The organism is Pseudomonas persica (genome assembly GCF_900291015.1).
Lineage (GTDB): Bacteria > Pseudomonadota > Gammaproteobacteria > Pseudomonadales > Pseudomonadaceae > Aquipseudomonas.
Window position 1 is genome coordinate 141958 of the sequence record NZ_OLKL01000020.1, and the last position, 22311, is coordinate 164268.

Sequence of the window (22311 nt, forward strand, 5' to 3'; positions counted from 1 at the left end):
GAACCCGCCCCTACAGGGAACGAGTGATGCCGAGATGATACGTGACGATGCGCCCGCTCGCCCCAAACTGACGAAGTTGTAATCCTGCTGACTTGCGCTCCAAGGCGAGGTGCAAAACCGGTAGACTAGGGGCAATTTCGAACCTTCAGGTCAGTTTCCATGCATCCCGCTGCCGAACATTCCCCGCTGGGCAAGTCCAGCGAATACATTGCCACCTACTCCCCGGAGCTGCTGTTCCCCATTCCGCGTACCGCCAAGTGGGCCGAGCTGGGTGTTACCGCCCAGACCTTGCCCTGGCAGGGTGTGGATTACTGGAACTGCTTCGAGCTGAGCTGGCTGCTGCCGTCGGGCAAGCCGGTGGTGGCGATCGGCGAGTTCGCCATCCCCGCCGATTCGCCGAACATCATCGAGTCCAAGTCGTTCAAACTGTACCTGAACTCGCTGAACCAGACGGTGTTCGCCTCGCTGGGTGAGCTGCTGGCGTGCTTGGAGAAAGACCTGTCCGCCGCCGCCGGCAAGCCGGTTGGCGTGAAGGTGCGCACCCTGGCCGAGGTCGAGGCCCAAGGCGTGGTGGCCTTGCCAGGGCAGTGCATCGATGTGCTGGACGTTGCCATCAGCAACTACCAACAGCCGCAGCCAGAGCTGCTGCACTGCAACCCGGAGCGGCTGGTGGAAGAAACCCTGCACAGCCATCTGTTGAAGTCCAACTGCCCGGTCACCGGCCAGCCGGACTGGGGCAGCGTGGTGGTCGAGTACAAGGGCAGGGCGCTGGACCACGCCAGCCTGCTGACCTACCTGATCAGCTTCCGCCAGCATGCCGACTTCCATGAGCAGTGTGTGGAACGGATCTACCTGGACTTGAAGAACCTGCTGCAGCCGGAGCATTTGACGGTGTATGCACGCTATGTGCGCCGGGGTGGGCTGGATATCAACCCGTATCGCAGCACTGGGGTGATCAGCCCTGATAACACGCGCCTGGTTCGCCAGTAAGGCTGAAACAGGACCCTGTGGGGGCGGGTGTACCCGCGAATGCAGTGGTGATGCCACCGACGAATTTGCGGGTAAAACCGCTCCCACAGAGGGCTCGGGGCAGATTAGATGCCCATGCTGTGCAGCGAGTTGGCAATGCTGCGCAGGGTGGCGGTGAGGTCGGGGTGGTCGGCCTCGAAGCGTTCGATCGCCAGGTTCACGCCGTCCACCAGGTTATGGTCTGGTGTGGCTTCTTCAAGCTTCAGTTGCGCCTCGATCTGGCGCGCTTCTTCGTGTAGCGCGGCCAGTTCTTCGTCCGAAAGCGGCACGTTGCGTTCCAGTTGCTCGCGCAAGCTGTTCAGGCGCTCTTGCAATTCGCGGGCAGGCATTGGCAGTTCTCCATCAATGGCTTGGCAAACCATGGACCTCAGCGAAGCGGCAAAGGTTCTGGCCTGTCTTCAGCGTAATCCACCTGCCGTTGCTTTGCATGATCCGCGTCAAAGGTGCTGTGTCAGGGTTTTTCGCCCTTGCGTCGGCGCTGGGCGATGTCCTGCAGGCAGGTGTCCAGCGCTTCCAGGTGGTCGATCACCGAGTGCACACCCAGGCTGAACAGTTCCAGCGTCGCCTTGCCACGGGCCAGGTCCTGCTCCTGTGGGGGCATGGCTTGCCATTGCCGCGAGCTGCGGTCGCAGAACGGGCTGCAGGCGGCCAGCCCCACCGTCCACAACCCCGCGTTCAAGCCAGACTGCAGCAGGCGTGGGTCGCCGCTGACCAGCACACAACCGTCCAGGCGTTCGCTGTCCAGCGTCATCAGAGCCTGCCAGCAGGCGTTCGGTGCCGGCCAGCGTACGCCGTTCACCGAATGCCCCGGCAGCCAGGCGGGCAATACGTGGGCCAGGCGCTGGCTTTGGGTGGCGTCGAGATCATCCAGCCAGATGCATGGCACCTGGCGCTGGCGCAGGCTGGCGAGGGTTGCGAGTGCCCCGGGGGCAGGCGAGGGGGCGCCACCATTGGCGGCTTGCACCAGGCAGCCGCGCAAGCCAAACAGCACAGCGGTGAAGGCGGGTGCAGCGTCCATGGCAACTTCCCTCAAATAGTCCGCAGGCTATTCGGCGATTGTTACCAGCCTGTGACGGCGGGTGCCGTGCAACAGTTGTTCACAAATTATTGAGCAGAGATGTGTAAAGCTGTTTATCAGCCCGCAAGCCTCTATACTGCCGCCGTACAGCAGCGCGACCCGTTTGCGCTTGCGGCCGAGAAATTCGATGGAGAAACACCTATGCGTAGGATCGGTGCCAGTGTGATCGAACGAGTCACCCAGGCCTGTGTCTGCGCCAGCATGCTGCTGGCGCCCGTGGCAGCCACCCAGGCCGCCACCGAGGAAGATCCCTGGGAAGCGGTCAACCGCCCGATCTTCCGTTTCAACGATGCCCTCGACACCTATGCCCTCAAGCCGTTGGCCAAGGGCTACCAGGCGGTCACCCCGCAGTTTCTCGAAGATGGCATCCACAACATCTTCCGCAACCTGGGTGACGTTACCAACCTGGTCAACGACCTGCTGCAGTTCAAGCCCCATGCGGCGGGCGTGGACACTGCGCGGCTGATCGTCAACACCACCTTCGGCCTGGGCGGCTTCTTCGACGTCGGCACCAGGATGGGCCTGCAGCGCAACGACGAGGACTTCGGCCAGACCCTCGGCTACTGGGGCGTGCCGAGTGGTCCGTACGTGGTCATCCCGCTGCTGGGCCCGAGCACCGTGCGTGACGGCGTGGCCAAGTACCCGGACACCTACACCGAACCCTACCGCTACATCGACCATGTGCCGACGCGCAACTCGATCTTCGCCCTGGACATCATCGACACCCGCGCCGACCTGCTGTCGGCCGAGAAGCTGATCCAGGGTGACAAGTACATCTTCATTCGCAATGCCTACCTGCAGAACCGCGAGTTCAAGGTCAAGGATGGCGAAGTCGAAGACGACTTCTGATCCTGCGCGGTCCGTGTGGGAGCGGCCTTGTGTCGCGAAAGGGCTGCGTAGCAGCCCCCTGACTCAGCATCCCCGCGTGCATTGCCGGGGCCGCTTTGCGGCCCTTTCGCGACACAAGGCCGCTCCCACAGGGCCAATCAGTGCATCGCCAGGATCCGCAATCCGAACTTCTGTTGCCCGCCCGGCTGGTCGGCGATCCACACCACCGCGGTGCTGGCGTGCAGCCCCTTCAGTGCCGGGTGCTCGGAGTCGATCCGCACCTCGATCTGATCCCCCACCTGGAAGCGCTGCGGTGCCTGCACCTGCATGCCGCTGCTGGACAGGTCCAGGCACACCGCAGCGATCACCTGGCCTTCGTGCAAAAGGCTGACCTCGGTGTCGATGCGCATGCGGATGAAATCGCGTTTCTCGCCATGGCTGGAGGGCGTGTGGGGCATGCTGCATCCTTCCCGTCGGGTTGCGCTGGTCGAGTTTCTTATAACTCCCGGTGATTTGCCCTGTAAAGTGCGGCGAGGTCGACCCTTGCATGCTTGAAACGCCTGCCGGATGGGAGTACCGTCTGCGCCTTACAAGGTAGCTCTCACAGTTGCCGGACAGTTGCCGGACAGGTGTTCTTGTCCTACAACTCAAGTAGAGTGTGACCACAAAGAATTCCCGTAGCTGGCCGTCTGCCTTGCCGACACCGCTGCACCAACCCAAATCGGCGCCGTTCGCCCACATGCAGAAAACCAGTGCAACGCTGCTGATCATCGATGACGACGACGTGGTCCGTGCAAGCCTCGCCGCCTATCTTGAAGACAGTGGCTTCAGCGTCCTCCAGGCCGGCAATGGCCAGCAGGGGCTTCAGGTCTTCGAAGAACACCAGCCCGATCTCGTGATCTGCGATCTGCGCATGCCGCAGATGGGCGGCCTCGAACTGATCCGCCAGGTCAGCGAGCGCGCCCCGCAGTTGCCGGTGATCGTGGTGTCCGGTGCCGGCGTCATGAGCGATGCGGTGGAAGCGTTGCGCCTGGGCGCCGCCGACTATCTGATCAAGCCGCTGGAAGACCTCGCCGTGCTCGAACATTCGGTGCGCCGTGCCCTCGACCGTTCGCGCCTGGTGCTGGAAAACCAGCGCTACCGTGACAAGCTCGAAGCCGCCAACCGCGAACTGGAGGCCAGCCTGCACCTGCTGCAGGAGGACCAGACCGCCGGTCGTCAGGTGCAGATGAACATGCTGCCGGAAAGCCCTTGGGTCGCCGGCGAGTTCGCCTTCGAGCACCAGATTATCCCGTCGCTGTACCTGTCGGGTGATTTTGCCGATTACTTCCGTGTGGACGAGCGGCGCATCGCTTTCTATCTCGCCGATGTCTCCGGGCATGGCGCTTCGTCAGCGTTCGTCACTGTGCTGCTGAAGTTCATGACCACACGGCTGTTGTTCGAATTCAAGCGCGGCAGCAAAATGCGCGAGTTCAAGCCCTCACAGGTGCTCAGCCACATCAACCGCGGGCTGATCAACTGCAAGCTGGGCAAGCACGTGACCATGGTTGGCGGGGTGATCGACGAAGACACCGGCCTGCTGACCTACGCCGTTGGCGGCCATCTGCCGCTGCCGGTGCTGCACACCCCTGAGCACACCCGCTACCTGGAAGGCCGCGGCCTGCCGGTGGGGCTGTTCGACGAGGCTACCTACCAGGACCTGGTGGTGGAGTTGCCGCCGCAGTTCAGCCTCAGCCTGATGTCCGATGGCATTCTGGACCTTTTGCCGGGTGACACGCTCAAAGATAAAGAAGCCGCCCTGCCGGAAATCGTCAGGGCCGCAGGTGGCAGCCTGGATGGGCTGCGTCAACGATTTGGATTGGCTACGCTTGGGGAGATGCCGGATGATATCGCCCTATTGGTATTGAGCAGGAACCTTCAATGAGTACCGGTAGAATCCAGTTCGCCGAGCAGAGCGGTACCTTCGTCCTGAAATTCGTCGGTGAAGTGCGCCTGACCCTGTGTTCGGCGCTGGATGCGACGATCGAGAAGATTTTCACCGCGTTGAACTTCTCGGCGATTGTCATCGACCTGACCGAAACCGAGAGTATCGACAGCACCACCCTGGGCCTGCTGGCCAAGCTGTCGATCCTGTCGCGCCAGAAGGTGGGCCTGCTGCCGACCGTGGTTACCACCAACCCGGACATTTCCCGGTTGCTGCAGTCGATGGGCTTTGATCAGGTGTTCAACATTGTCGATCGCCCGATTCCGTGCCCGGAATGCCTGACCGATCTGCCGTCCCAGGACCAGAACGAAGACGTGGTGCGCTCCAAGGTGCTGGAGGCGCACAAGATCCTCATGGGCCTGAATGACTCCAACCGCGAAGCTTTCCATGACCTGGTCAATGCGCTGGAGCGGACCTGATCTTTAGCCTGCTCCGGCCTCTTCGCGGGTAAACCCGCTCCCACAGGGATCTCCACAGTTCTGAAAGCGGAGTTGTACTTGTGGGGGCGGGTTTACCCGCGAAGAGGCCGGCAAGGCCTACACAAGCATTACCTGCCCAATCACTCCCGCCGCGCAAACTCGGTCGCCTCACCCCCACCCGCATCCAGCTGATATACCCGCGTCGGCCGCCCCTGTTCATCGAAGAACACCTGCCCCAACCCCGCCCCATTCCACAACCGTTCGCCCGCCTTGCTATGGCTGGGCGTACGCGGCACCACCTCCATTTCCCGCCGCCTGGTGAACCAGTTGAGTGGCGAGCGCGGCGCATACAGCCAGCGGTTGAGCCGGTCGAGCACATCCAGCAGGCGCCGTGGGAATTCGTTCTTGATCCCGCTACTGGTCACCTGCCACAAGTGCGGGCTGCGCTGGCGGTGGCGGATCAGCACTTCATAGACGAACGAGTAATGCACATCGCCGGACAGCACCACGTAGTGCCCCGGCGTGCGCGAGTGGCGGAAGATGTTGAGGATGACCTGCGCCGCACCGCGGTGGGCCATCCAGTTCTCGGCATCCACCAGCAGCGGGTAGCCCAGCCAGCTGAACAGTTTCTGCACTGTCTCGATCAGTTTCACGCCAAAAATCGGCGCAGGCGACACGATGATCGCTGACGGGTGGTCCAGCAGTGCTTGCTGCAACTCGCTCAGCGCCTCCCAGTCGAGCAGGCCGGACGGCTTGGCCAGGCTGCTTTCGCTGCGCCAGCGACGGGTGCGGGTGTCCAGCACCAGCAAGGGCGGGTTGCTGGGCAGGCTGAACTGCCAGCCCTGGAAGCGCAGCAGGGCGCCGATCAGCTCATCCTGGGTCTGGCTGTTCAACGCCTGGCATTGCCCGAGCAGTGGCTTGCAACCCTGCGGGTCGTTACCCCAGGCCTGGCACAGCAGGTAACCGAGCAGGGCATTGCCGATGATCCGCCGCGAGAAGGGGTGGCCGTAGGCGGTTTCTTCCCACTGCGCCGAGAGGTTCCAGTCGTCGGTGATGTCGTGGTCGTCGAAGATCATCAGGCACGGCAGGTGGGCCATCACCCGCGCCACCTGGCCGAGGTTGCCGGCAAACGCCTGGATCAGCGGCAGCTCCTCCCGGTAACGGGTCTGGCGCGGGGCGGTGAGCCCGTTGGGCATGTCCAGGTTGACCAGCTGCCAGGGCAGCGGTGACCACACCAGCAGGTACATGGCCATGACCTCGGCGAAGGTCACCAGGTGGTTGTCGGCATTGCTGGACGAGAAGATCGGCTTGCGTTTGCCGCCGAAAAAGCGCTCGCGCAGGGTTTCGTTGCGTTCCTGCGCCGGCAGCAGGTCGGCGCGGTGGTAATAGCAGGCCGGGTGCTGGTACAGCGCCTGGCTGTCGGGTACCACCGCGCCCTCCAGTTGCTCGTCGAACAGGCCCAGGCGCGCAATCAGGCTGTGGATGGCGCGCAGCATCGGGCCGGCGACGTCGTCGGCATAGACCTGGTCGCCGGTCATCAACAGCACGGCGGGGCGCTCTGCGGGTTTTTCGCAGGCCTGCAGCAGGCGGTCGGCGCATAGCAGGCCGTCGGCGGCCGGATAATGCGGCTTGCGGCACGAACCGTGCAGCAGGTGGTCGAGCCGATCGCGCAGTACCAGGCCTGGGCGCCGGGCGCCGGGGTAGAGCAGGTGCGGCGCCCAGTCGACGATGCCCTGGCCGTTGACGAGCAGGTCATAGTCGAGCAGCTGGTTGCAGGGCAGGGGGTGGGTGAAGTGGATGTCCAGCAGGTGGATGAAGGCGTGCTGGCCCACCGCGACCACCTGGCAATCGACCTGGGCCTCGCTTGCCGGGAAGATGAATTCGGGTTGCAGCGGTTGCGTGGCGACCAGCCAGATGGCCAGGCGCTGGGCTTCCAGGCGGCGCAGTACCGGGCCGGCGAGTACGAGGGGTAATGCGCTAGAGGAGGTCATCGACAGCTCGGGTTATCGGGCCTTTTCGCGGGTAAACCCGCTCCCACAGGAATACCCACAAGTCTGAAGGTGGCGCCGTACCTGTGGGAGCGGGCTTACCCGCGAAGAGGCCCTGGAATTCAATACACAACTAAGGCCAGGGAAACAAAACGGGCGGAAAATGCTGAACACTTCCCGCCCGTCAGGCAATCCCGATATGTATCAGGCCTTTTCAGCCATCAACTTCTCCAGCTTTTCCTGGTCCCGCGCGAACTGGCGAATACCCTCGGCCAGCTTCTCGGTACCCATGGCATCTTCGTTCATGGCCCAGCGGAACTGGCTTTCGCTCAGCTGCTGCTTGGGCTCGCCGGCATTGCCTGGCTTCAGCACCTGCGGCAGGTCGCCCTGGTCATCGCTGAGCTGCTGCAGCAGCTCTGGGCTGATGGTCAGGCGGTCGCAGCCGGCCAGCTGCTCGATCTGGCCGATATTGCGGAAGCTGGCGCCCATGACCACAGTGTTGTAGCCATTGGCCTTGTAGTAGTTGTAGATGCGGGTGACCGACTGCACGCCCGGGTCTTCGGCACCTACGAATTCCTTGCCGGTGCTCTTCTTGTACCAGTCGTAGATACGGCCCACGAACGGCGAAATCAGGAACACCCCGGCATCGGCGCAGGCCTGGGCCTGGGCGAAGGAGAACAGCAGGGTGAGGTTGGTCTGGATGCCTTCCTTCTCCAGCTTTTCGGCGGCGCGGATGCCTTCCCAGGTGGCGGCCAGCTTGATCAGCACGCGCTCGCGGCCAACACCGGCGGCTTCGTACAACTCGATCAGCTTGCGCGCCTTGGCCAGCAGGGCGGGTTCATCGAACGACAGGCGGGCATCCACCTCGGTGGAGATACGCCCCGGGATGACCTTGAGAATGCCCGAGCCCACGGCCACCGCGAACTTGTCGCAGGCCAGGTCGACATTACCCTTGGCATCGGCCTTTACCTGCTTGAGCAGCTCGGCGTAGCCCGGGATGGCCGCAGCCTTGAGCAGCAGTGACGGGTTGGTGGTGGCATCGACCGGTTTCAGGCGGGTGATGGCGTCCAGGTCCCCGGTGTCGGCGACCACGGTGGTGAACTGCTTGAGTTGTTCCAGCTTGGAGGTCATGGGCGTGCTCTGTCCTGTGCAATGACTCGACATTACCCGAGCCCCGACGGCCACTCAAGGGCCTGTGGGAGTGGGCTTGCCCGCGAAGGGCGGTACGAGAGGTGAAGATTCGAGTCTCAAGCCGTCACGAGGTTCCGCATGTGCTTGCCAGGGCCGCTGTGGATACAACTGGCTTACACAAAATCCGGAAGTTTGCGCGATTCCTGTGGGAGATGGCCCAGCCCTTTGGGCTGCGCTGTCGCATAGAGAACTGAATTCGCAAGCGGTCCGTGCATTCTGTGGGAGCGGCTTTAGCCGCGAAGAATCCAACGCGGTGCATGGCACCGGCTGCGCCGGTGTTCGCGGCTAAAGCCGCTCCCACAGGGGCCCTGCTAATTCAACGAGTTATGTGCAGTTCTATGAGAGCGGGTTTACCCGCGAACACCGGCGAAGCCGGTGCCATGCACCGCGTTGCCTTCTTCGCGGGGGGCTGGCTTGCCGACGATTACGCCCGCCTGCCAAATCACCGCCCCTGCAACAACTCCACCGCCTGGTCGAACACCGCCAACGGCTCCGCCGCCTTGTGAATATCCGCCGACAGCAGTTGGCGGAAGCGCCGCGCCCCCTTGAAGCCTTGGGCCAGCCCCAGAATATGCCGGGTGACGTGGTGCATCGCGCCACCACTTTCCATATGCGCGACAATATAAGGCCGCAACTGCGCCAGCGCCTCGCTGCGGCTGACCACCGCGGCCTCGCTGCCGAACAGCTGCTGGTCCACCTCGGCCAGCAGGTAAGGGTTGTGGTACGCCTCACGCCCCAGCATCACCCCATCGAAGGTTTCCAGGTGCGCCTGGCATTCGGCCAGGGTCTTGATCCCGCCGTTGAGCACGATCTCCAGGTCCGGGAAGTCCGCCTTCAACTGCGCCGCCACGTCATAGCGCAGCGGCGGAATCTCACGGTTCTCCTTCGGCGACAGCCCTTCCAGAATTGCGATGCGCGCGTGCACGGTAAAGCTCCGGCAGCCTGCATCGCGTACCTGGCCGACGAAGTCGCACAGCTCGGCGTAGCTGTCGCGGCCATTGATACCGATGCGGTGCTTCACCGTCACCGGGGTCGATACCGCGTCACGCATGGCTTTCACGCAATCGGCCACCAGCGCCGGGTGGGCCATCAGGCAGGCGCCGATCATGTTGTTCTGCACCCGGTCACTCGGGCAGCCGACGTTGAGGTTGACCTCGTCGTAGCCGGCTTCCTCGGCCAGGCGGGCACAGGCGGCCAGGTCGGCCGGCTCACTGCCGCCCAGTTGCAGCGCCAGCGGGTGCTCGGAGACGTCGTGGCGCAGGAAGCGGTGGGCATCGTTGTGCAGCAGGGCACCGGTGGTGACCATTTCGGTGTAGAGCAGGGTTTGTTTGGAGAGCAGGCGCAGGAAGAACCGGCAGTGGCGGTCTGTCCAGTCCATCATCGGTGCAACGCTGAAACGACGGGAAGGCTCAGGTTGCGTGGTTGCTGGGTTAGAGCCTGGTTCAGTGGTCATATCGTTCAACGTTTTCAGTACCGAATTCTGGATTTTTGGGGCGTTGTAGCCAATTGCAGGGGCGGCGTAGTAAATGCCGGCAACAAAAAGGATCTGCGTTTGTCTGGGCTGTCAGCTAGTTTACCAAGGCAGCCTGGTATCCGTCAGGCGTCAGGTCGACCGCTCGCTTTTATGGTTCTGGGAGAGTGAGTCAAACTGATGCATGTGTGTAGACGTTAGCTACACGGGCTGCTACCGTTGCTGTGTGGAGATCGCTCCACAGCCATGGAGAAACAGTCATGTCGGCTCAAACCAATGAGCGTGAAAAGCCCGTACCGATCAACATGCGGGTAGATATCAGGAAACGTAGCCTGATCGATGCGGCTGTCGAGCTGCTAGGAACAGACAGAACCAGCTTCATCGTCGATGCTGCCTGCAAGCGAGCGGAAGAGGTGATCATGGACCGCCAATTGTTCCTGCTTGGCGACGAGGCCTTCGATCGCTTCGAACAGGCACTGGAGCAGAACGCGTTAAAGGATAACAAGTGCCTACAGAAACTCATGTCCAAACCCGCCCCGTGGAGCTAAGCAAGCCGGTAAAGCTGAATGAGGCCCATGATTTCTCGGGTTTTGACTGTGGCGAGCGCTCTATCAACGAGTACCTTCACAAGCGGGCAAGAAAGGCCCAGCAAGAAAAACTGGCGGTGGTGTATGTGACATGTTTCAAGGGTACCCGACAAGTTGCAGGGTTTTACACCTTGTCCAGCGGTTCGATTGCGCGGCAGTCGGTGTTGCCCAGGAAGCTGCAACGCAATACGCCGTCCGTACACCCCGTGACCATTCTGGGTCGGATGGGGGTGACCCTTGTGGCTCAGAGGTACGGGTTTGCCGAAGGGTTGTTGCAGGATGCGATTTTTCGGGTCATGGCGTCCACAGAGCTGGTGGCTTCATCGGCGATTCTGGTTCATCCGCTTAATGAAGCGCTTGCAGACTTCTATGCCAGCAAGGCCGGGTTTGTAAGGTGTCCCGATTTGTCGCCGCTGACCATGATGTTGTCCTTGCGCTAGGTCATGGTGGCCGTCTCTGCCCACCAGCCAACTTACTTCAGCGGCACGTAGATATCCGTTTGCCATTGCTCCAGCGGCGTTTCCGGATACACGCTCAAGTAGTGAAAGAACAACGGATGATCACGCAGTTCCTCGTGACTCGAAGGCAACCAGTCCCGATAAAGCGGATAGATGGTTTCACCAATGTAGTCAGGCGAGCCGGTATGCCGGATCACGGCGCAGCGGCCTGCCGGGATGACGCGTTCGTGCACGCCGAAATCATTGGGCTGCACGGCTTCGTCTATCTCGCCACACACGGCGAAGCGAAAGGCGTGCGCCGGGGTGGTGTCGGGGTTGTCGTAGGGAATGCCGAAGGTTCGGCTGCTGGCCACCGGTGACTGGCCGCTGTGAATGCGCCATTGGCGAAAACGCGCGACGCTTTCACTGACCAGGCCGGGCGCCCCTTGGTGTTCGAGCGCGGCCACATGGGTTTCGGCGAAATCCACGATACGGATCTGCATGGTGATGCTCCTGGAAAGGTGGGGAACAACGAAAGCCGCACTCCAGGCCTGCCAGTTCGGGGCCTTGGCGAATACGCTCGGCGCCATGCCAAAAGCACGCTTGAAGGCCCTGGAAAAGGCTTCGGGGCTTTCGAAGCCGGCGCCGAAAGCTGCTTCCAGCACGGAGATGGCAGGCGAGGCGACCAGTTGATGCGCTGCGCGTCGAAGCCTCATCAGTTGCACATACCGTGAAACCGGAACGCCGATGTATGCCGTGAACTGCCGATGGAAGTGAAATGCCGAGAAGTGGGCGATGCGGCTCAGGGCATTTACCGACAGGTCACCTTCCAGGTGGCTGTCGATATAGACAAGCACGGCTTCGAACCGTTTTGCGTAGGTTGGGTTGTGCTGTGAGTCAGTCAACGAACGGAATCTCCGGAAGGTGCGGTAAGCGCTAGCATCCGTTGTTCAGGCACGGAGGTGCCTAGCCGTGATTGCTCTATCGGGGATTGTCTTGACCGTGCTGTGGATGGTACCGGCGTTGCCGATGTTCGCAGGGGAGGGCAGGAGGGTGAGTACGATCACTGGCGCATCCGTGCAGGTCGAAAGCGCCAGCGTAACTGCCCCAGCATGATCAGTCGACCGGGCGCAGCAGAACTGCGACCAGTCTCTGCGGCTGGCTCAGAACGCGTACACCAACGTGGCCGTGGCGCTACGCGGGCTGCCATACCAGCCACGTGAGCCGATTGCCGTGTAGTAGGTCTTGTCGAACACGTTGTCGAGGTTCAGCGAGACGCTGGTATGCGGCGTGAAGGCATATTGCGCCATGAGGTTGACCACGCTGTAGGCGTCCTGGGTGAAGGTTTCGCGGTGGGGGCCTGCGCTTTTTTTGTACTCTGCGCCCTGCCAGCGCACACCACCGCCCACTTTCAACTGTGGCAGTGACTGCAGGCGGTAGCTGGTGAACAGTTTGAGGGTGTCGCGCGGCACTTCGGTGAGCAGGCGGTCGCCATCCGCGTTCTTGCTCACGGCATAGGTGTAGCTGGCCGACACTTGCCAGTCAGGCAGGACCTCGCCCGCCACTTCCATCTCGAAACCGCGGGTCTTGGTGTTGGACTCGGCACGGTAGGCCTGGTTGCCGTCCGGCGCCTTGTTGTCGCCGTCCGCCACGGCCAGGTTGTCCTGGTGCACTTCGAACACGCTGAGTGCAGCAGTCAGGCGCTTGTCCCAGAACTCGCTCTTCAGGCCCAGCTCGTAGTTCACGCCCTCCAACGGGTCGATGTAGCTACCCGTTGCGGTCTGTTTGTCTTGCGGATTGAAGATGGTGGTGTAGCTGGCATAGGCCGACCAGTTGTCGTCAATGTCGTAAACCAGCCCGACGTAAGGGGTGACGATCCCGGTTTCGTTTTGCGAGGTGCGTTCGGTTTTACCGCTCGCCAGCTTCTCGTGGGTTTCGTCACGTTGCCAGTCGATCACCCGTGCGCCGGTAATCAGCGACAGGTCGTCGGCCAGGCTCCAGCGTACCGAAGCCACCAGGCCGTCCTGGGTTTCATCCAGCGCATCCTCCGTCGTCTTGTTGTAGATGGCGTCAGGTATTGGCAACGAGCCATCCCAGTCATGGATGTTGTCGATATCCTGATACGTCCACAGATCGTAGCCATTGTTGCGGAAGTAGGCCCGGTAGTGGCTTAGCCCGACGTACGCCTGGTGCTCGCGCGACAACAGTTCGAACGGGCCCGTAGCCGACAGGTCGAACGAGGTCTGCCGAGGTTCGCCTGCCCAACGGCCAGTCCAAGTCTGGATGCCGCTGCCATCAGGTTTGACGGTGCCGCTGGCGGCGGTGGCAAATACGTCGTCATAGCTTCGGCGACTGTGCTCAGCGTTGAATTTCAGGTGCCAGCCGTTGGCCAGGTCGTGATCCAGCGTGGTGAACAGCGTCTTGGTGCGACGCTTGTGGTAGCTCCAGTCAGAGGCCGAATTGAACGAGCGGGAAGGGCTGAAGTGACTGCCATCGGAGTTGTACATCGGGAAGCCGTGGTTACCGGCGCCGTCGTTGTCCATTTCCTGATACTCCGCCCCCACGGTCAGCATCGTGCTGTCGGTGATGTCCCATTCCAGCACCCCGTATGCCACTTGCCGTTCCAGGGACTGGCGGTCGACGTAGCTCTGGCTGTCGGTGTTCGAGGCGACCAGGCGCCCGCGTACATGGCCGCTTTCCGACAACTTGCCGGACACGTCCAGCTCGGTGCGGTAGGTGTCCCACGAGCCTGCTTTCAGGGTCAGCTTGCGTTGCGTTTCAAACGTCGGCTTCTTGCGAATCAGGTTGACGGTCGCACCGGGGTCACCGGTACCGGACATCAGCCCCGTGGCCCCGCGTACCACCTCGACGCGGTCATACGAGACCATGTCGGCAAGGTCATCGCGAAAGCCAAAACTGTCGGGCCGGTTGAGGCCGTCGACCTGGATGGTGCCGACCTCGAAGCCACGTACGTAAATATGGTTGGCGTCGCTGCCGGCCGGCCCCATGCTGTCGACGACCACGCCTGGGGTCTGTTCCAGTACTTGGGCAACATCGTTCAGGTTCTGGTCTTCGATCTGCTGGCGGGTCACCACGCTGATCGACTGTGGTGTCTCGCGTGCCGAGAGGCGCAGCCCGGTTGCCGTGCTGGCCGAGCCTGTGGTGTAGCTGCCAGTGCCTTCGCTGGTGGCACCCAGCCCCACGCTGGATACCGTCGTTGCAGCGAGCTCCATCGTGCCATCCTGGCTGGGGCGGGTCAGCATGTAGAGCTTGGCTCCCGCTTGCTGCACCTGCAGGCCACTGCCTTGCAGCAGTTGCGCAAGGCCTTGCTCCAGCTCGTAACTGCCCTGCAGTCCCTCACTGCGCAGGCCAGCGACTTCTTCGTTGCCGAAGCTGACAATCACCCCGCTCGCCGTGGCGAACTGGTTGATGGCAGCCCCTAGCGGCCCCGCCGGGATGCTGTAGCTGACAGGCACGGCCCAGGCGTTGGCACTGGCCAGCAGCGAGCCCGAAAGGCTCGCCACCAGCGCGGCTTGGCGAATGCTGAAGGCGGGGGGAGAAAAACAGGCGGACATCCATTGGCTCCTTTCGATGGATTATGCGGGCACCATTATGAGAAGCGTATTGATAATAATAATGCTTCTCATAAATTCGGCCGGATAGTTATCTTTCCTCCTGCAGATGTCAATCGGTGCCTTGTGTTTTTGCGGGCAGGGGCAAGCCATTGCCAGGTGCTTGAAGCACTAGGCCATGTATAAAACCACTTGAGTAAATCAATCTGATTTACAATTGCGTCCCTTTTGCCGAGGCTGTCGTTTCGTGGATGCCCTGTCGCTTGTCTATGAGCACCTGACCGAGTGGGTGATCGCGCCTGTTACCGAGCAGTTTCTCGGCATTTTCAATCTGAACGGCCGTTTCGGGGTCTTGTTCCTGTGCATTTCCTATAGCGTCGCCTATGGCCTGTTCCGCTTCAGGAAGCCGCGCGGCCTGAGCGACGCCCATTCGTTCTGGCAATTCATCGGCGGCGCCCGGGTACACCTGCATGCCTCGGCACTGCTGGATTACCGCTACTACTTCGTGCGCGCCATTCTCAAGGTCGCGCTGGTGCTGCCCATCGTCCATCTGGTCGACCCCTACATCCTGCGCTCCGGCGATTACCTGGCCTTTTTCAGCCACCTCTGGGGCGCCCGCCCGCGCCTCGGCGAGAACCTCGTACTGTCGCTGCTCTACGGGTTGGGGGTGTTCCTGCTCAAGGACTTCATCCATTACTGGGCGCACCGGGCCTTTCACTCCCGCTGGCTCTGGGCCTTTCACAAGGTTCATCATTCGGCACCCGTGCTGGTGCCGGCGACGGCGAGCCGGGTGCATTTCGTGGAAAAGATCGTCGAGAAGCTGAGCACCGGCATTGGCATCGGCCTTTACGCCGGTTGCTTCTGGTACGTTTGCGGCGGTGAAGTCAGCCGCTACACCCTGTTCGGCGTGACCTACCTGGTGTTCATCTTCAACAGCCTGGCGGCCAACCTGCGGCATAGCCATGTCTGGCTGTCGTTCGGCCCGCAGCTGGAACATGTGTTGAACAGCCCCGCCCAGCACCAGATCCATCACAGTGACGCCCCCCGCCATTTCAACCGCAACTTCGGCACCAACCTGTCCCTCTGGGACTGGATGTTCGGCACGCTCTATGTCACCACATCAACGCCCGAAAACATCCGCTTTGGCATCGGAGCACAAGACCACCAGCGTTACCTGACGGTCTATAGCCTAATCGTCACGCCCTTTGTCGATACAGGCCGTAAGGTCCTGGCGAAACGCCAGCGCAAGGCTGTGCTCGGCGCGTCCGGCAGGGCGGGCCGTTAGCTGATCCCGCTGTTGGCAAATTCGTCGCCAAGGAAGTCCAGTAGCGGCTCTCCAAAAGAACTGATTTCGCAAGCGCTCCGCGTACCCAGTGGGAGCGGCTGATTCAATAAGTTATGTGCGGTTCTGTGGGACCGGGCGTGCCCGCGATGACGCCAGCCCAGGCATTGATAGCGAGCGACCTATGAATTGTTGACTTTACGTGCTCTCAGGAACATTTATGACTCTGTAGTGATTTATCTTCGAGGTGAGATCATGGCGGCGCAAACCGACGTTCTCATTGTTGGAGCTGGTCCTACCGGGCTGGCTTTGGCGCTTTGGCTCACCAGACAAGGCGTCGCCATAAGGATCGTCGACAAGAGCCGTGGTCCAGGCGCAGCCTCCCGCGCCATGGCTGTTCAAGCCCGCACGCTCGAGCTCTATCGCCAACTCGATATGGCCGATGCAGTGATAGATGCTGGTTATAAAACACCTGCCATGAACCTGTGGGCCCGAGGCAGCCGCAGAGCGCGCATCCCCTTGAAGGATGCAGGTGCAGAGATTTCAGCGTATCCCTTCGTGTTGATCTATCCCCAGGACCGCCATGAGCGATTACTGGTGCAGCAGCTCCATTCACTTGGCGTGGACGTGGAGTGGCAGACCGAACTGCTGTCCTTCGAAGAGGGTGAAAGCCATGTCACCGCCATTCTGAAACAGGCTGATGGGCGGGAAGGGGCCTTGACTGCGGCTTACCTGGCGGGATGTGATGGCGCTCGGTCGCTCGTTCGGCATCAGATCGGCAGCGGTTTCCAGGGCGGCACCTATAAACACCTGTTCTATGTCGCGGATGTCAGGGTAACCGGCGTCGAACCTGCGGGTGAGGCACATATCGCTTTTGACAAGTCCGACTTTGTGCTGCTCCTGTGCTATGGCGAAAAGGACCAATACCGCCTGATCGGCACCGTGCGAGACGAGCGTGCCGAGCATCCTGAGCATCTGACGTTCGCGGACGTTGCCCACGATGCCATCAACGGCTTGAACCTCAAGATTACCGAGGTGAACTGGTTTTCCACCTACCGGGTTCATCATCGTGTCACGGATCATTTCCGCCGTGGAAGAGCGTTTTTGCTCGGCGATGCTGCGCATGTCCACAGCCCGGCAGGTGGGCAGGGCATGAACACCGGCATTCTGGACGCGAACAACCTGGCCTGGAAGTTGGCAGCGGTGGTGAAAGGCAAGGCGCCCGATACGTTACTCGACAGCTATCAGCTCGAGCGCCAGGCATTTGCCCGCAAGCTGGTGGAGACAACCGACAAACTGTTCAGTTTCGTTACCGCTCAGGGCGGCTTCGCTGACTTTGTGCGCACGCGCATCGCGCCGATCTTCGCCAGCGTTGCGTACAAGAGCGGGAACGTGCGTGAGTACCTGTTCCGGGTGGTTTCGCAAACCTCCCTTGATTATCGCGACAGCCCGCTGAGTCAAGGTAAGGCAGGTGAGGTGCAGGGCGGCGATCGTCTGCCTTGGCTGCCAGGGGGCATGGCAGACAACTACGATTCACTGACAGCTATTGAGTGGCAAGTGCACGTTTATGGCGAGGCCAGGGCAGACCTGGTCCAATGGTGCTCAAAGCACGGCATTGCACTGCATGTTTTTGCTTGGGAGCATGCGTACGAGAAAGCCGGGGTTGCCAGAAATGCTACTTATCTGTTACGGCCGGATACCTATGTCGCGCTGGCTGATCCTGAGGGGGAAGCATCCACATTGAGCCGATATTTCGAGGAGCACGGAACCTTTATCAAGGATGTCACATCATGGATGTAGCACGGGTTCATGAAATTGAGGCTGCTGAAAGCGAGTATTTATGTTCACGCGTTGAGACGCTGCTAGGTATAAGCGGAAATCCCTACGATGCGCACGTTTTTTTCAACGTAGACTTCCCGTGCTTTCATGTAAAAGCTTATCCCAGCCCAATGCTGAATCGCATCTACGGTGACATCGCTCGCGCACCTTCGGCGCTCCTGAGGCTGCTTGACGAGTCAGCGCAGCTCTCAACGGTAACCCCCCTTGTTGGAAAACCTTCGGCGTTGGGGCGATACGCTTTTGTGGGAGACGTGCGACTTGAACGTTTAAGGGGATGGAGTCACTTGCAATTTGCTTGCGCCATTGAAAAAGTGGTGCTGAGTCGTCACCCATTCGAGATCGAAGAAGTCACGTCGCAGACCCTGGCTCTGTTCGCTGATGTACACGCAGGTGCCTTTCATACCAAACCGGAACACCGGCTGCTGAATCAGGCCTCTTTTGCCGGGATGGGGGCAGGTGGACGTCTGAGGCTCTACGTGCTCAGCGTGGACGGGAACGTCGTAGCAGGGGCATCAATGTTCCTGGCCAGTAATGGCATCGCCTACCTTGGCACGGCTGCAACCCAAAGGGACGCGCGAGGCTTCGGCTATCACGGAGCGCTAATCTCTCACCGTATAGAGCAAGCAAAGAAGCACGGTTGTCACTGGGTTGCTGCAACCGCACTGGCCGGTTCCCAAAGCCGCCGAAATTTGCTGCGTGCAGGCTTGGCGGTATCTCATGCCCAAGCACTCTATCGTCTGTCAGATGTTTGAGATAACTGGCTGGATGCGACTGTCCGCTTCTGGCCGTTAGCTGCCCTTCCTCCATCTGAGAATCCTGAAATTTTTGCAGAGGCACTCTTTCAATCTGTACTGTATTTATATACAGTTGCTGTTCATTTTTGAGGAAAACCCATGCTTAAAGGTAGTTGCTGCTGCGGAGCTGTGAGGTTCCTGGTGTCGAGTCCTCCAACAATGATGGGAACATGTCATTGCTCTCGTTGCAGAAAGGTCGGGGCGAGTACCTTCGTCTTCGTAAAGCGCTCATCGTTCGAGCTGATTTCCGGCTCAGATTCCATCACCACCTTCAAGCCTGAAGCACCTTACAAGTACAACCGTTGCTTCTGTTCACACTGTGGAACAGCATTGGGCGAGGTGACGTCAACCGCCGAGTCGTTTCCCGTGGCTGCGAACTGCATCGATGACGCATTGACAATCACCAATCTCTTCCATGAATTCGTCAAGGAAAAGCCAAGCTGGTACGACATCTGCGACAGCGCGAAGCAGTTTCCGGAACATCCACACCAATAAGACGGTACGCGCCCCGACGAAGGATCGAATGTGGCAACTCAATCTAACCTGACTTATTGGCGGCGACTGGCTCTGGATCATCAAGGACTAGGTTCGAGCAAGGCATTTGGCCATGGTCTTGAGGGCACGCTCCGCGCTATAGAGCATTTAGGGTATGTGCAAATCGACACGCTGTCTGTCGTTGAGAGAGCACATCATCACATCCTGTGGAGTCGCGTCCCCGGGTATTCCTTGGACTATCTCAACCAGCTGACGTGTACTGGGCAGGTTTTCGAGTATTGGTTTCACGCTGCCGCTTATCTGCCGATTCAAGACTACCGTTTTGCATTGCCGCGCATGCTGTATTTTCGGCGTGGTGAGAGTCCCTATTTCAGGAATGTAAATGCCAAGTTGATGGCGGAAATCCTGGACCGGGTGCGAGGTGAAGGCATGCTGCGCACACGCGACCTCAGAGAGTGGGGCAAAGGTAAGGGTTCATGGTGGGACCATGGGCCTGGCCGACGTGCGCTTGACAAGTTGTTCATGCAAGGCGATTTGATGATCCGCGAGCGCAGAGGCATGGAAAAACTCTATGTATTGCCTGAGCAGTTGTTGCCAGATGGCCTGGATCTTCGAGAACCGTCAGCCGGTGAGATGGCTGCCTATCTGCTTGACAACGCAGTCCGTGCCCATGGAATCGTCACCTGGAAGCAGCTTATGCACTTGCGCACCGGACAACCATTGCGTAATGCAATGCGAGAGCTATTGCAGGCCCGTGTGGAGACCGGCGAATTGGCCCGCGTGAATGCTCCTGGGATGCCCGACGCTTATGTCATCGCACAGGCGGGCGCGGGGTGTGATGCCAAAGCCAGTGCGCAAGTCCATCTGCTCTCGCCGTTCGACAACGCAGTGATCCATCGAGAGCGCTTAGCGCAATTGTTCGGTTTTGACTACCGGCTCGAAAGTTACACCCCTGCGGCTAAACGCGGATACGGCTATTTTTGCCTGCCGGTCCTTTGGCAAGGGAATTTTATTGGTCGAGTCGACTGCAAAGCTGACCGAGCTGCAAATCGCTTTGAGGTCATCAGCCTGCATTTTGAGAGTCGTGCAAAGCATACCGTCCGGCTTACAACATTGCTGAATGACGCATTAAACAAGCTCGCCAGCTTCTGTGGCTGCGCTTATGTGCCGCGCGACTTTAGATGAAGGGCTCTGATGGTTTACCTTGAAGAGCTTCTGGCCGACAGCTGACATGCACGAATGACCGCTATGGGGCGGTCGAAAGCTGCAGCTCCTATCGACCTACGACGGCCATGAATCAAGGGCTGCAATGCGGGCAATACCCTTGGCGACAACCCAGACGGTGGCCTTCCTTGTGTTAGCCTAGTGAGCGCAACAACGGCCCGATTCGCTCAACCAGGAAGTCGATAAAGACCCGTACGCGCTGCGGCATGTAGCGTTGACTATTGAAGATCGCGTGGATCTCTTCAGTGTCACCTGGATTGAAATCAGCGAGCAGTTCGACGAGCCGGCCCGCCTTCAAATCGTCGGCGATATGAAACAGCCCTAGCCGACTGATCCCCAACCCATTGATCGTCATCTGGCGCATGGTTTCGCCATTGTTGGTCAGCATATCGCCGCGCACCGCCAGGTACTGTGTTTGCTGGTTGACTTTGAACGGCCACTCGTCGCGGGATCGGCGGAAGTTGAAATTGAAGCAGCGATGACTCTCCAGTTCCTGCGGTGTTCTCGGTACACCATGGCAAGCCAGATACGCCGGTGAAGCCACCACTGCCCGGCGGCTGCTACCCAATGCGCGTGCGCGGAAGCTGGCGTCGTCCAACGGCCCCATACGTATCGCTACATCCATGCGTTCACGCCTCAGATCTACCAACGCGTCTGTCAGCGACAGGTCGAGGGTAATGTTGGGGTACAGCAGGTTGAAGTCACTGATAATCGGCAATAGCTGATGCGTGCCGAAAGGCACCGAGGTATTGATCCGCAGGACACCGCTGGGGGTAGCAGAGGAGCCGACAGCGTTGTTCTCTGCTTCTTCGATGTCGTTGAGTATGCGCACGCAACTGTCGTAGAAGCCTCCACCCTCACCCGTGATTGCCAATTGTCGAGTGGAGCGCTCGAAGAGCAGCACGCCTAAGCGCTCCTCAAGTCGGGTGATGAGTTTGCTGACTGCTGAAGGGGACAGCTTCAGAAGCTTCCCTGCCGCTGAAAAACTACCGGTTTCAACGACCTTGGTGAATACCAGCATCTCTCCGCTGCGACTGTCCATGACTATCTTGCCTGTGAATTTTATTCCGCAATGCTATGCCATTACCTGCACTAATCAAAGCAATCCAAGCCCCTCATACTGCCCCAGCGAATTGATCCACACCTCAAATACCTCGTCGGAGAAGAGAATGAACCTTGGGTTAGAAGGCAAGACTGCGTTGGTAAGTGCCTCCACTGCAGGCATCGGCTTGGCCATCGCCACACAGCTACTGGAAGACGGCGCCCGCGTGATCATTAACGGACGTAGCGAAGCTGGTGTGCTACAGCGAGTCAGCGAGTTGAATAATCGGTTTGGTGAGGGGCGTGCCCTACCACTGGTGGCAGATGTCAGCCAAGCTGGCGGTGAGTCGGTCGCTGCCGCCGCATATCCGCACATCGATATTCTGATCAACAACATGGGTACCTACGCGCTGAGCGACTTCTTCAGTACCAGCGACGAAGACTGGCAGCGCATGTTCGAGACCAACGTCTGGAGTGGGGTGCGGTTGGCCCGGATCTACATGAAGGGCATGCTGGAGCGCGGCCATGGTCGGGTGATTTTCATTTCAAGTGAAGTCGCGCTGACGCCAATGGCTGCGATGGCTCATTACAGTGCGAGCAAGGCGACGCAATTGTCGGTCTCCCGCAGTCTGGCTGAGCTGACCAAGGGAACATCGGTCACCGTCAATGCGGTGCTGCCAGGGCCTACCGAAACAGAAAGCCTGAAAAGCTTCATCGAGTCTGTGAATCCGGGACTGCCTTACGCTGAAGCAGAGAAGAAGTTCATGGCAGAAAATCGTCCTTCTTCGCTGATTTATCGCCTGGCCAAACCTGCCGAAGTGGCAAATGTGGTGGCTTTCCTATCCAGTGAGCGCGCTGCTGCGATCAACGGTGCGGCGATTCGTGCAGAAGGCGGGACAGTCCAAACCATCGCGTGATCCGTTGCGTTAAAAGCCTGCTCTCTGACAAAGGCTGAAACGGCTTCGTCGCAGGCAGGCTCAACAGTACACGGGCTGCTCGGCTTTGCGCTGTTGAAAGGGAATGGAGCTTCGATCACCAGCGGCTACAATGCA

At 60.1% G+C, this 22311-nt stretch carries 21 protein-coding genes; 12 read left to right on the top strand and 9 right to left on the bottom strand.

Annotated elements, in window-relative coordinates; genetic code table 11:
• The first annotated feature begins 159 nt into the window (after positions 1-159).
• Positions 160-990 carry an NADPH-dependent 7-cyano-7-deazaguanine reductase QueF gene (gene queF / locus FQ664_RS10915; RefSeq protein ID WP_144171927.1) on the top strand — a complete coding sequence of 277 codons (831 nt, stop codon included), beginning with the start codon at positions 160-162 and terminating at the stop codon, positions 988-990.
• Between the two features lie 104 nt (positions 991-1094).
• Here the strand turns inward: queF and FQ664_RS10920 are convergent, their stop codons facing one another.
• Both FQ664_RS10920 and FQ664_RS10925 read right to left on the bottom strand, forming a co-directional pair.
• Positions 1095-1358, bottom strand: coding sequence for a DUF4404 family protein (locus FQ664_RS10920; RefSeq protein ID WP_087503311.1), 264 nt, complete (start codon positions 1356-1358; stop codon positions 1095-1097).
• A 122-nt stretch (positions 1359-1480) separates the two neighbouring features.
• Positions 1481-2047, bottom strand: a complete 567-nt coding sequence (locus FQ664_RS10925) for an HAD superfamily inactivated hydrolase PcrP (protein ID WP_144171928.1) — start codon at positions 2045-2047, stop codon at positions 1481-1483.
• Positions 2048-2248: 201 nt separating this feature from the next.
• Here FQ664_RS10925 and FQ664_RS10930 point away from each other — a divergent pair, with 201 nt between their 5' ends.
• A complete protein-coding gene (locus FQ664_RS10930) occupies positions 2249-2956 on the top strand; it encodes an MlaA family lipoprotein (protein WP_144171929.1) in 708 nt (235 codons plus the stop codon).
• Positions 2957-3093: 137 nt separating this feature from the next.
• Here FQ664_RS10930 and FQ664_RS10935 read toward each other — a convergent pair whose 3' ends face one another.
• Positions 3094-3393, bottom strand: coding sequence for a PilZ domain-containing protein (locus FQ664_RS10935; protein WP_144171930.1), 300 nt, complete (start codon positions 3391-3393; stop codon positions 3094-3096).
• 281 nt (positions 3394-3674) lie between these two features.
• On the opposite strand from FQ664_RS10935, the gene rssB reads away from it, so the two are divergent.
• The gene (rssB, locus tag FQ664_RS10940; protein WP_063914082.1) at positions 3675-4859 is read left to right on the top strand and encodes a two-component system response regulator RssB; all 1185 of its coding nucleotides are present in this window, start codon (positions 3675-3677) and stop codon (positions 4857-4859) included.
• Complete coding sequence (gene rssC / locus FQ664_RS10945) at positions 4856-5338, top strand: anti-sigma factor antagonist RssC (RefSeq protein WP_013971741.1); 483 nt, start codon at positions 4856-4858, stop codon at positions 5336-5338. Before rssB ends, rssC begins: the two co-directional genes overlap by 4 nt.
• Before the next feature lie 140 nt (positions 5339-5478).
• Here the strand turns inward: rssC and FQ664_RS10950 are convergent, their stop codons facing one another.
• The 3 genes from FQ664_RS10950 to dusA all read right to left on the bottom strand — a co-directional run bounded on the left by FQ664_RS10950 (position 5479) and on the right by dusA (position 9970).
• Positions 5479-7329, bottom strand: a complete 1851-nt coding sequence (locus FQ664_RS10950; RefSeq protein ID WP_144171931.1) for an alkaline phosphatase D family protein — start codon at positions 7327-7329, stop codon at positions 5479-5481.
• Between the two features lie 201 nt (positions 7330-7530).
• Positions 7531-8457 carry a transaldolase gene (gene tal / locus FQ664_RS10955; RefSeq protein WP_144171932.1) on the bottom strand — a complete coding sequence of 309 codons (927 nt, stop codon included), beginning with the start codon at positions 8455-8457 and terminating at the stop codon, positions 7531-7533.
• Positions 8458-8959: 502 nt separating this feature from the next.
• Complete coding sequence (dusA, locus tag FQ664_RS10970) at positions 8960-9970, bottom strand: tRNA dihydrouridine(20/20a) synthase DusA (RefSeq protein ID WP_144171934.1); 1011 nt, start codon at positions 9968-9970, stop codon at positions 8960-8962.
• 278 nt (positions 9971-10248) lie between these two features.
• Here dusA and FQ664_RS10975 point away from each other — a divergent pair, with 278 nt between their 5' ends.
• Both FQ664_RS10975 and FQ664_RS10980 read left to right on the top strand, forming a co-directional pair.
• Entirely contained in the window at positions 10249-10536 is a 288-nt protein-coding gene (locus tag FQ664_RS10975; protein ID WP_144171935.1) for a type II toxin-antitoxin system TacA family antitoxin, read from the top strand.
• The gene (locus FQ664_RS10980) at positions 10494-11015 is read left to right on the top strand and encodes a hypothetical protein (RefSeq protein WP_256675917.1); all 522 of its coding nucleotides are present in this window, start codon (positions 10494-10496) and stop codon (positions 11013-11015) included. The genes FQ664_RS10975 and FQ664_RS10980 overlap by 43 nt, the downstream gene beginning before the upstream one ends.
• A gap of 32 nt (positions 11016-11047) precedes the next feature.
• On the opposite strand, the gene FQ664_RS10985 is transcribed toward FQ664_RS10980, so the two are convergent.
• A complete protein-coding gene (locus FQ664_RS10985) occupies positions 11048-11917 on the bottom strand; it encodes an AraC family transcriptional regulator (protein ID WP_144171936.1) in 870 nt (289 codons plus the stop codon).
• 258 nt (positions 11918-12175) lie between these two features.
• A complete protein-coding gene (locus tag FQ664_RS10990; protein ID WP_144171937.1) occupies positions 12176-14587 on the bottom strand; it encodes a TonB-dependent siderophore receptor in 2412 nt (803 codons plus the stop codon).
• Between the two features lie 244 nt (positions 14588-14831).
• On the opposite strand from FQ664_RS10990, the gene FQ664_RS10995 reads away from it, so the two are divergent.
• The 5 genes from FQ664_RS10995 to FQ664_RS11015 all read left to right on the top strand — a co-directional run bounded on the left by FQ664_RS10995 (position 14832) and on the right by FQ664_RS11015 (position 20179).
• Entirely contained in the window at positions 14832-15869 is a 1038-nt protein-coding gene (locus FQ664_RS10995) for a sterol desaturase family protein (protein WP_144171938.1), read from the top strand.
• A 252-nt stretch (positions 15870-16121) separates the two neighbouring features.
• Positions 16122-17666, top strand: coding sequence for an FAD-dependent monooxygenase (locus FQ664_RS11000; RefSeq protein ID WP_144171939.1), 1545 nt, complete (start codon positions 16122-16124; stop codon positions 17664-17666).
• Positions 17657-18457: a GNAT family N-acetyltransferase gene (locus tag FQ664_RS11005; protein ID WP_144171940.1), complete on the top strand. Its 801-nt coding sequence runs from the start codon at positions 17657-17659 to the stop codon at positions 18455-18457. The genes FQ664_RS11000 and FQ664_RS11005 overlap by 10 nt, the downstream gene beginning before the upstream one ends.
• Positions 18458-18598: 141 nt before the next feature.
• Positions 18599-18994, top strand: coding sequence for a GFA family protein (locus FQ664_RS28085; protein ID WP_144171941.1), 396 nt, complete (start codon positions 18599-18601; stop codon positions 18992-18994).
• 30 nt (positions 18995-19024) lie between these two features.
• Positions 19025-20179, top strand: coding sequence for a winged helix-turn-helix domain-containing protein (locus tag FQ664_RS11015; RefSeq protein ID WP_144171942.1), 1155 nt, complete (start codon positions 19025-19027; stop codon positions 20177-20179).
• 172 nt (positions 20180-20351) lie between these two features.
• Here the strand turns inward: FQ664_RS11015 and FQ664_RS11020 are convergent, their stop codons facing one another.
• Positions 20352-21260 (bottom strand): LysR family transcriptional regulator, encoded by a 909-nt coding sequence (locus tag FQ664_RS11020; protein WP_144171943.1) that lies wholly within the window; start codon positions 21258-21260, stop codon positions 20352-20354.
• On the opposite strand from FQ664_RS11020, the gene FQ664_RS11025 reads away from it, so the two are divergent.
• Positions 21259-22176 carry an SDR family NAD(P)-dependent oxidoreductase gene (locus FQ664_RS11025; RefSeq protein ID WP_218570403.1) on the top strand — a complete coding sequence of 306 codons (918 nt, stop codon included), beginning with the start codon at positions 21259-21261 and terminating at the stop codon, positions 22174-22176. The genes FQ664_RS11020 and FQ664_RS11025 overlap by 2 nt on opposite strands.
• Positions 22177-22311 lie beyond the last annotated feature (135 nt).

What these genes read in the sequence shown, in the direction of transcription:
- queF (WP_144171927.1), top strand. Translation starts at nt 160, where the DNA reads ATGCATCCCGCTGCCGAACATTCCCCGCTGGGCAAGTCCAGCGAATAC.
- FQ664_RS10920 (WP_087503311.1), bottom strand. Translation starts at nt 1,358, where the DNA reads ATGCCTGCCCGCGAATTGCAAGAGCGCCTGAACAGCTTGCGCGAGCAA.
- FQ664_RS10925 (WP_144171928.1), bottom strand. Translation starts at nt 2,047, where the DNA reads ATGGACGCTGCACCCGCCTTCACCGCTGTGCTGTTTGGCTTGCGCGGC.
- FQ664_RS10930 (WP_144171929.1), top strand. Translation starts at nt 2,249, where the DNA reads ATGCGTAGGATCGGTGCCAGTGTGATCGAACGAGTCACCCAGGCCTGT.
- FQ664_RS10935 (WP_144171930.1), bottom strand. Translation starts at nt 3,393, where the DNA reads ATGCCCCACACGCCCTCCAGCCATGGCGAGAAACGCGATTTCATCCGC.
- rssB (WP_063914082.1), top strand. Translation starts at nt 3,675, where the DNA reads ATGCAGAAAACCAGTGCAACGCTGCTGATCATCGATGACGACGACGTG.
- rssC (WP_013971741.1), top strand. Translation starts at nt 4,856, where the DNA reads ATGAGTACCGGTAGAATCCAGTTCGCCGAGCAGAGCGGTACCTTCGTC.
- FQ664_RS10950 (WP_144171931.1), bottom strand. Translation starts at nt 7,329, where the DNA reads ATGACCTCCTCTAGCGCATTACCCCTCGTACTCGCCGGCCCGGTACTG.
- tal (WP_144171932.1), bottom strand. Translation starts at nt 8,457, where the DNA reads ATGACCTCCAAGCTGGAACAACTCAAGCAGTTCACCACCGTGGTCGCC.
- dusA (WP_144171934.1), bottom strand. Translation starts at nt 9,970, where the DNA reads ATGACCACTGAACCAGGCTCTAACCCAGCAACCACGCAACCTGAGCCT.
- FQ664_RS10975 (WP_144171935.1), top strand. Translation starts at nt 10,249, where the DNA reads ATGTCGGCTCAAACCAATGAGCGTGAAAAGCCCGTACCGATCAACATG.
- FQ664_RS10990 (WP_144171937.1), bottom strand. Translation starts at nt 14,587, where the DNA reads ATGTCCGCCTGTTTTTCTCCCCCCGCCTTCAGCATTCGCCAAGCCGCG.
- FQ664_RS11000 (WP_144171939.1), top strand. Translation starts at nt 16,122, where the DNA reads ATGGCGGCGCAAACCGACGTTCTCATTGTTGGAGCTGGTCCTACCGGG.
- FQ664_RS11005 (WP_144171940.1), top strand. Translation starts at nt 17,657, where the DNA reads ATGGATGTAGCACGGGTTCATGAAATTGAGGCTGCTGAAAGCGAGTAT.
- FQ664_RS28085 (WP_144171941.1), top strand. Translation starts at nt 18,599, where the DNA reads ATGCTTAAAGGTAGTTGCTGCTGCGGAGCTGTGAGGTTCCTGGTGTCG.
- FQ664_RS11025 (WP_218570403.1), top strand. Translation starts at nt 21,259, where the DNA reads ATGACTATCTTGCCTGTGAATTTTATTCCGCAATGCTATGCCATTACC.
- FQ664_RS11020 (WP_144171943.1), bottom strand. Translation starts at nt 21,260, where the DNA reads ATGGACAGTCGCAGCGGAGAGATGCTGGTATTCACCAAGGTCGTTGAA.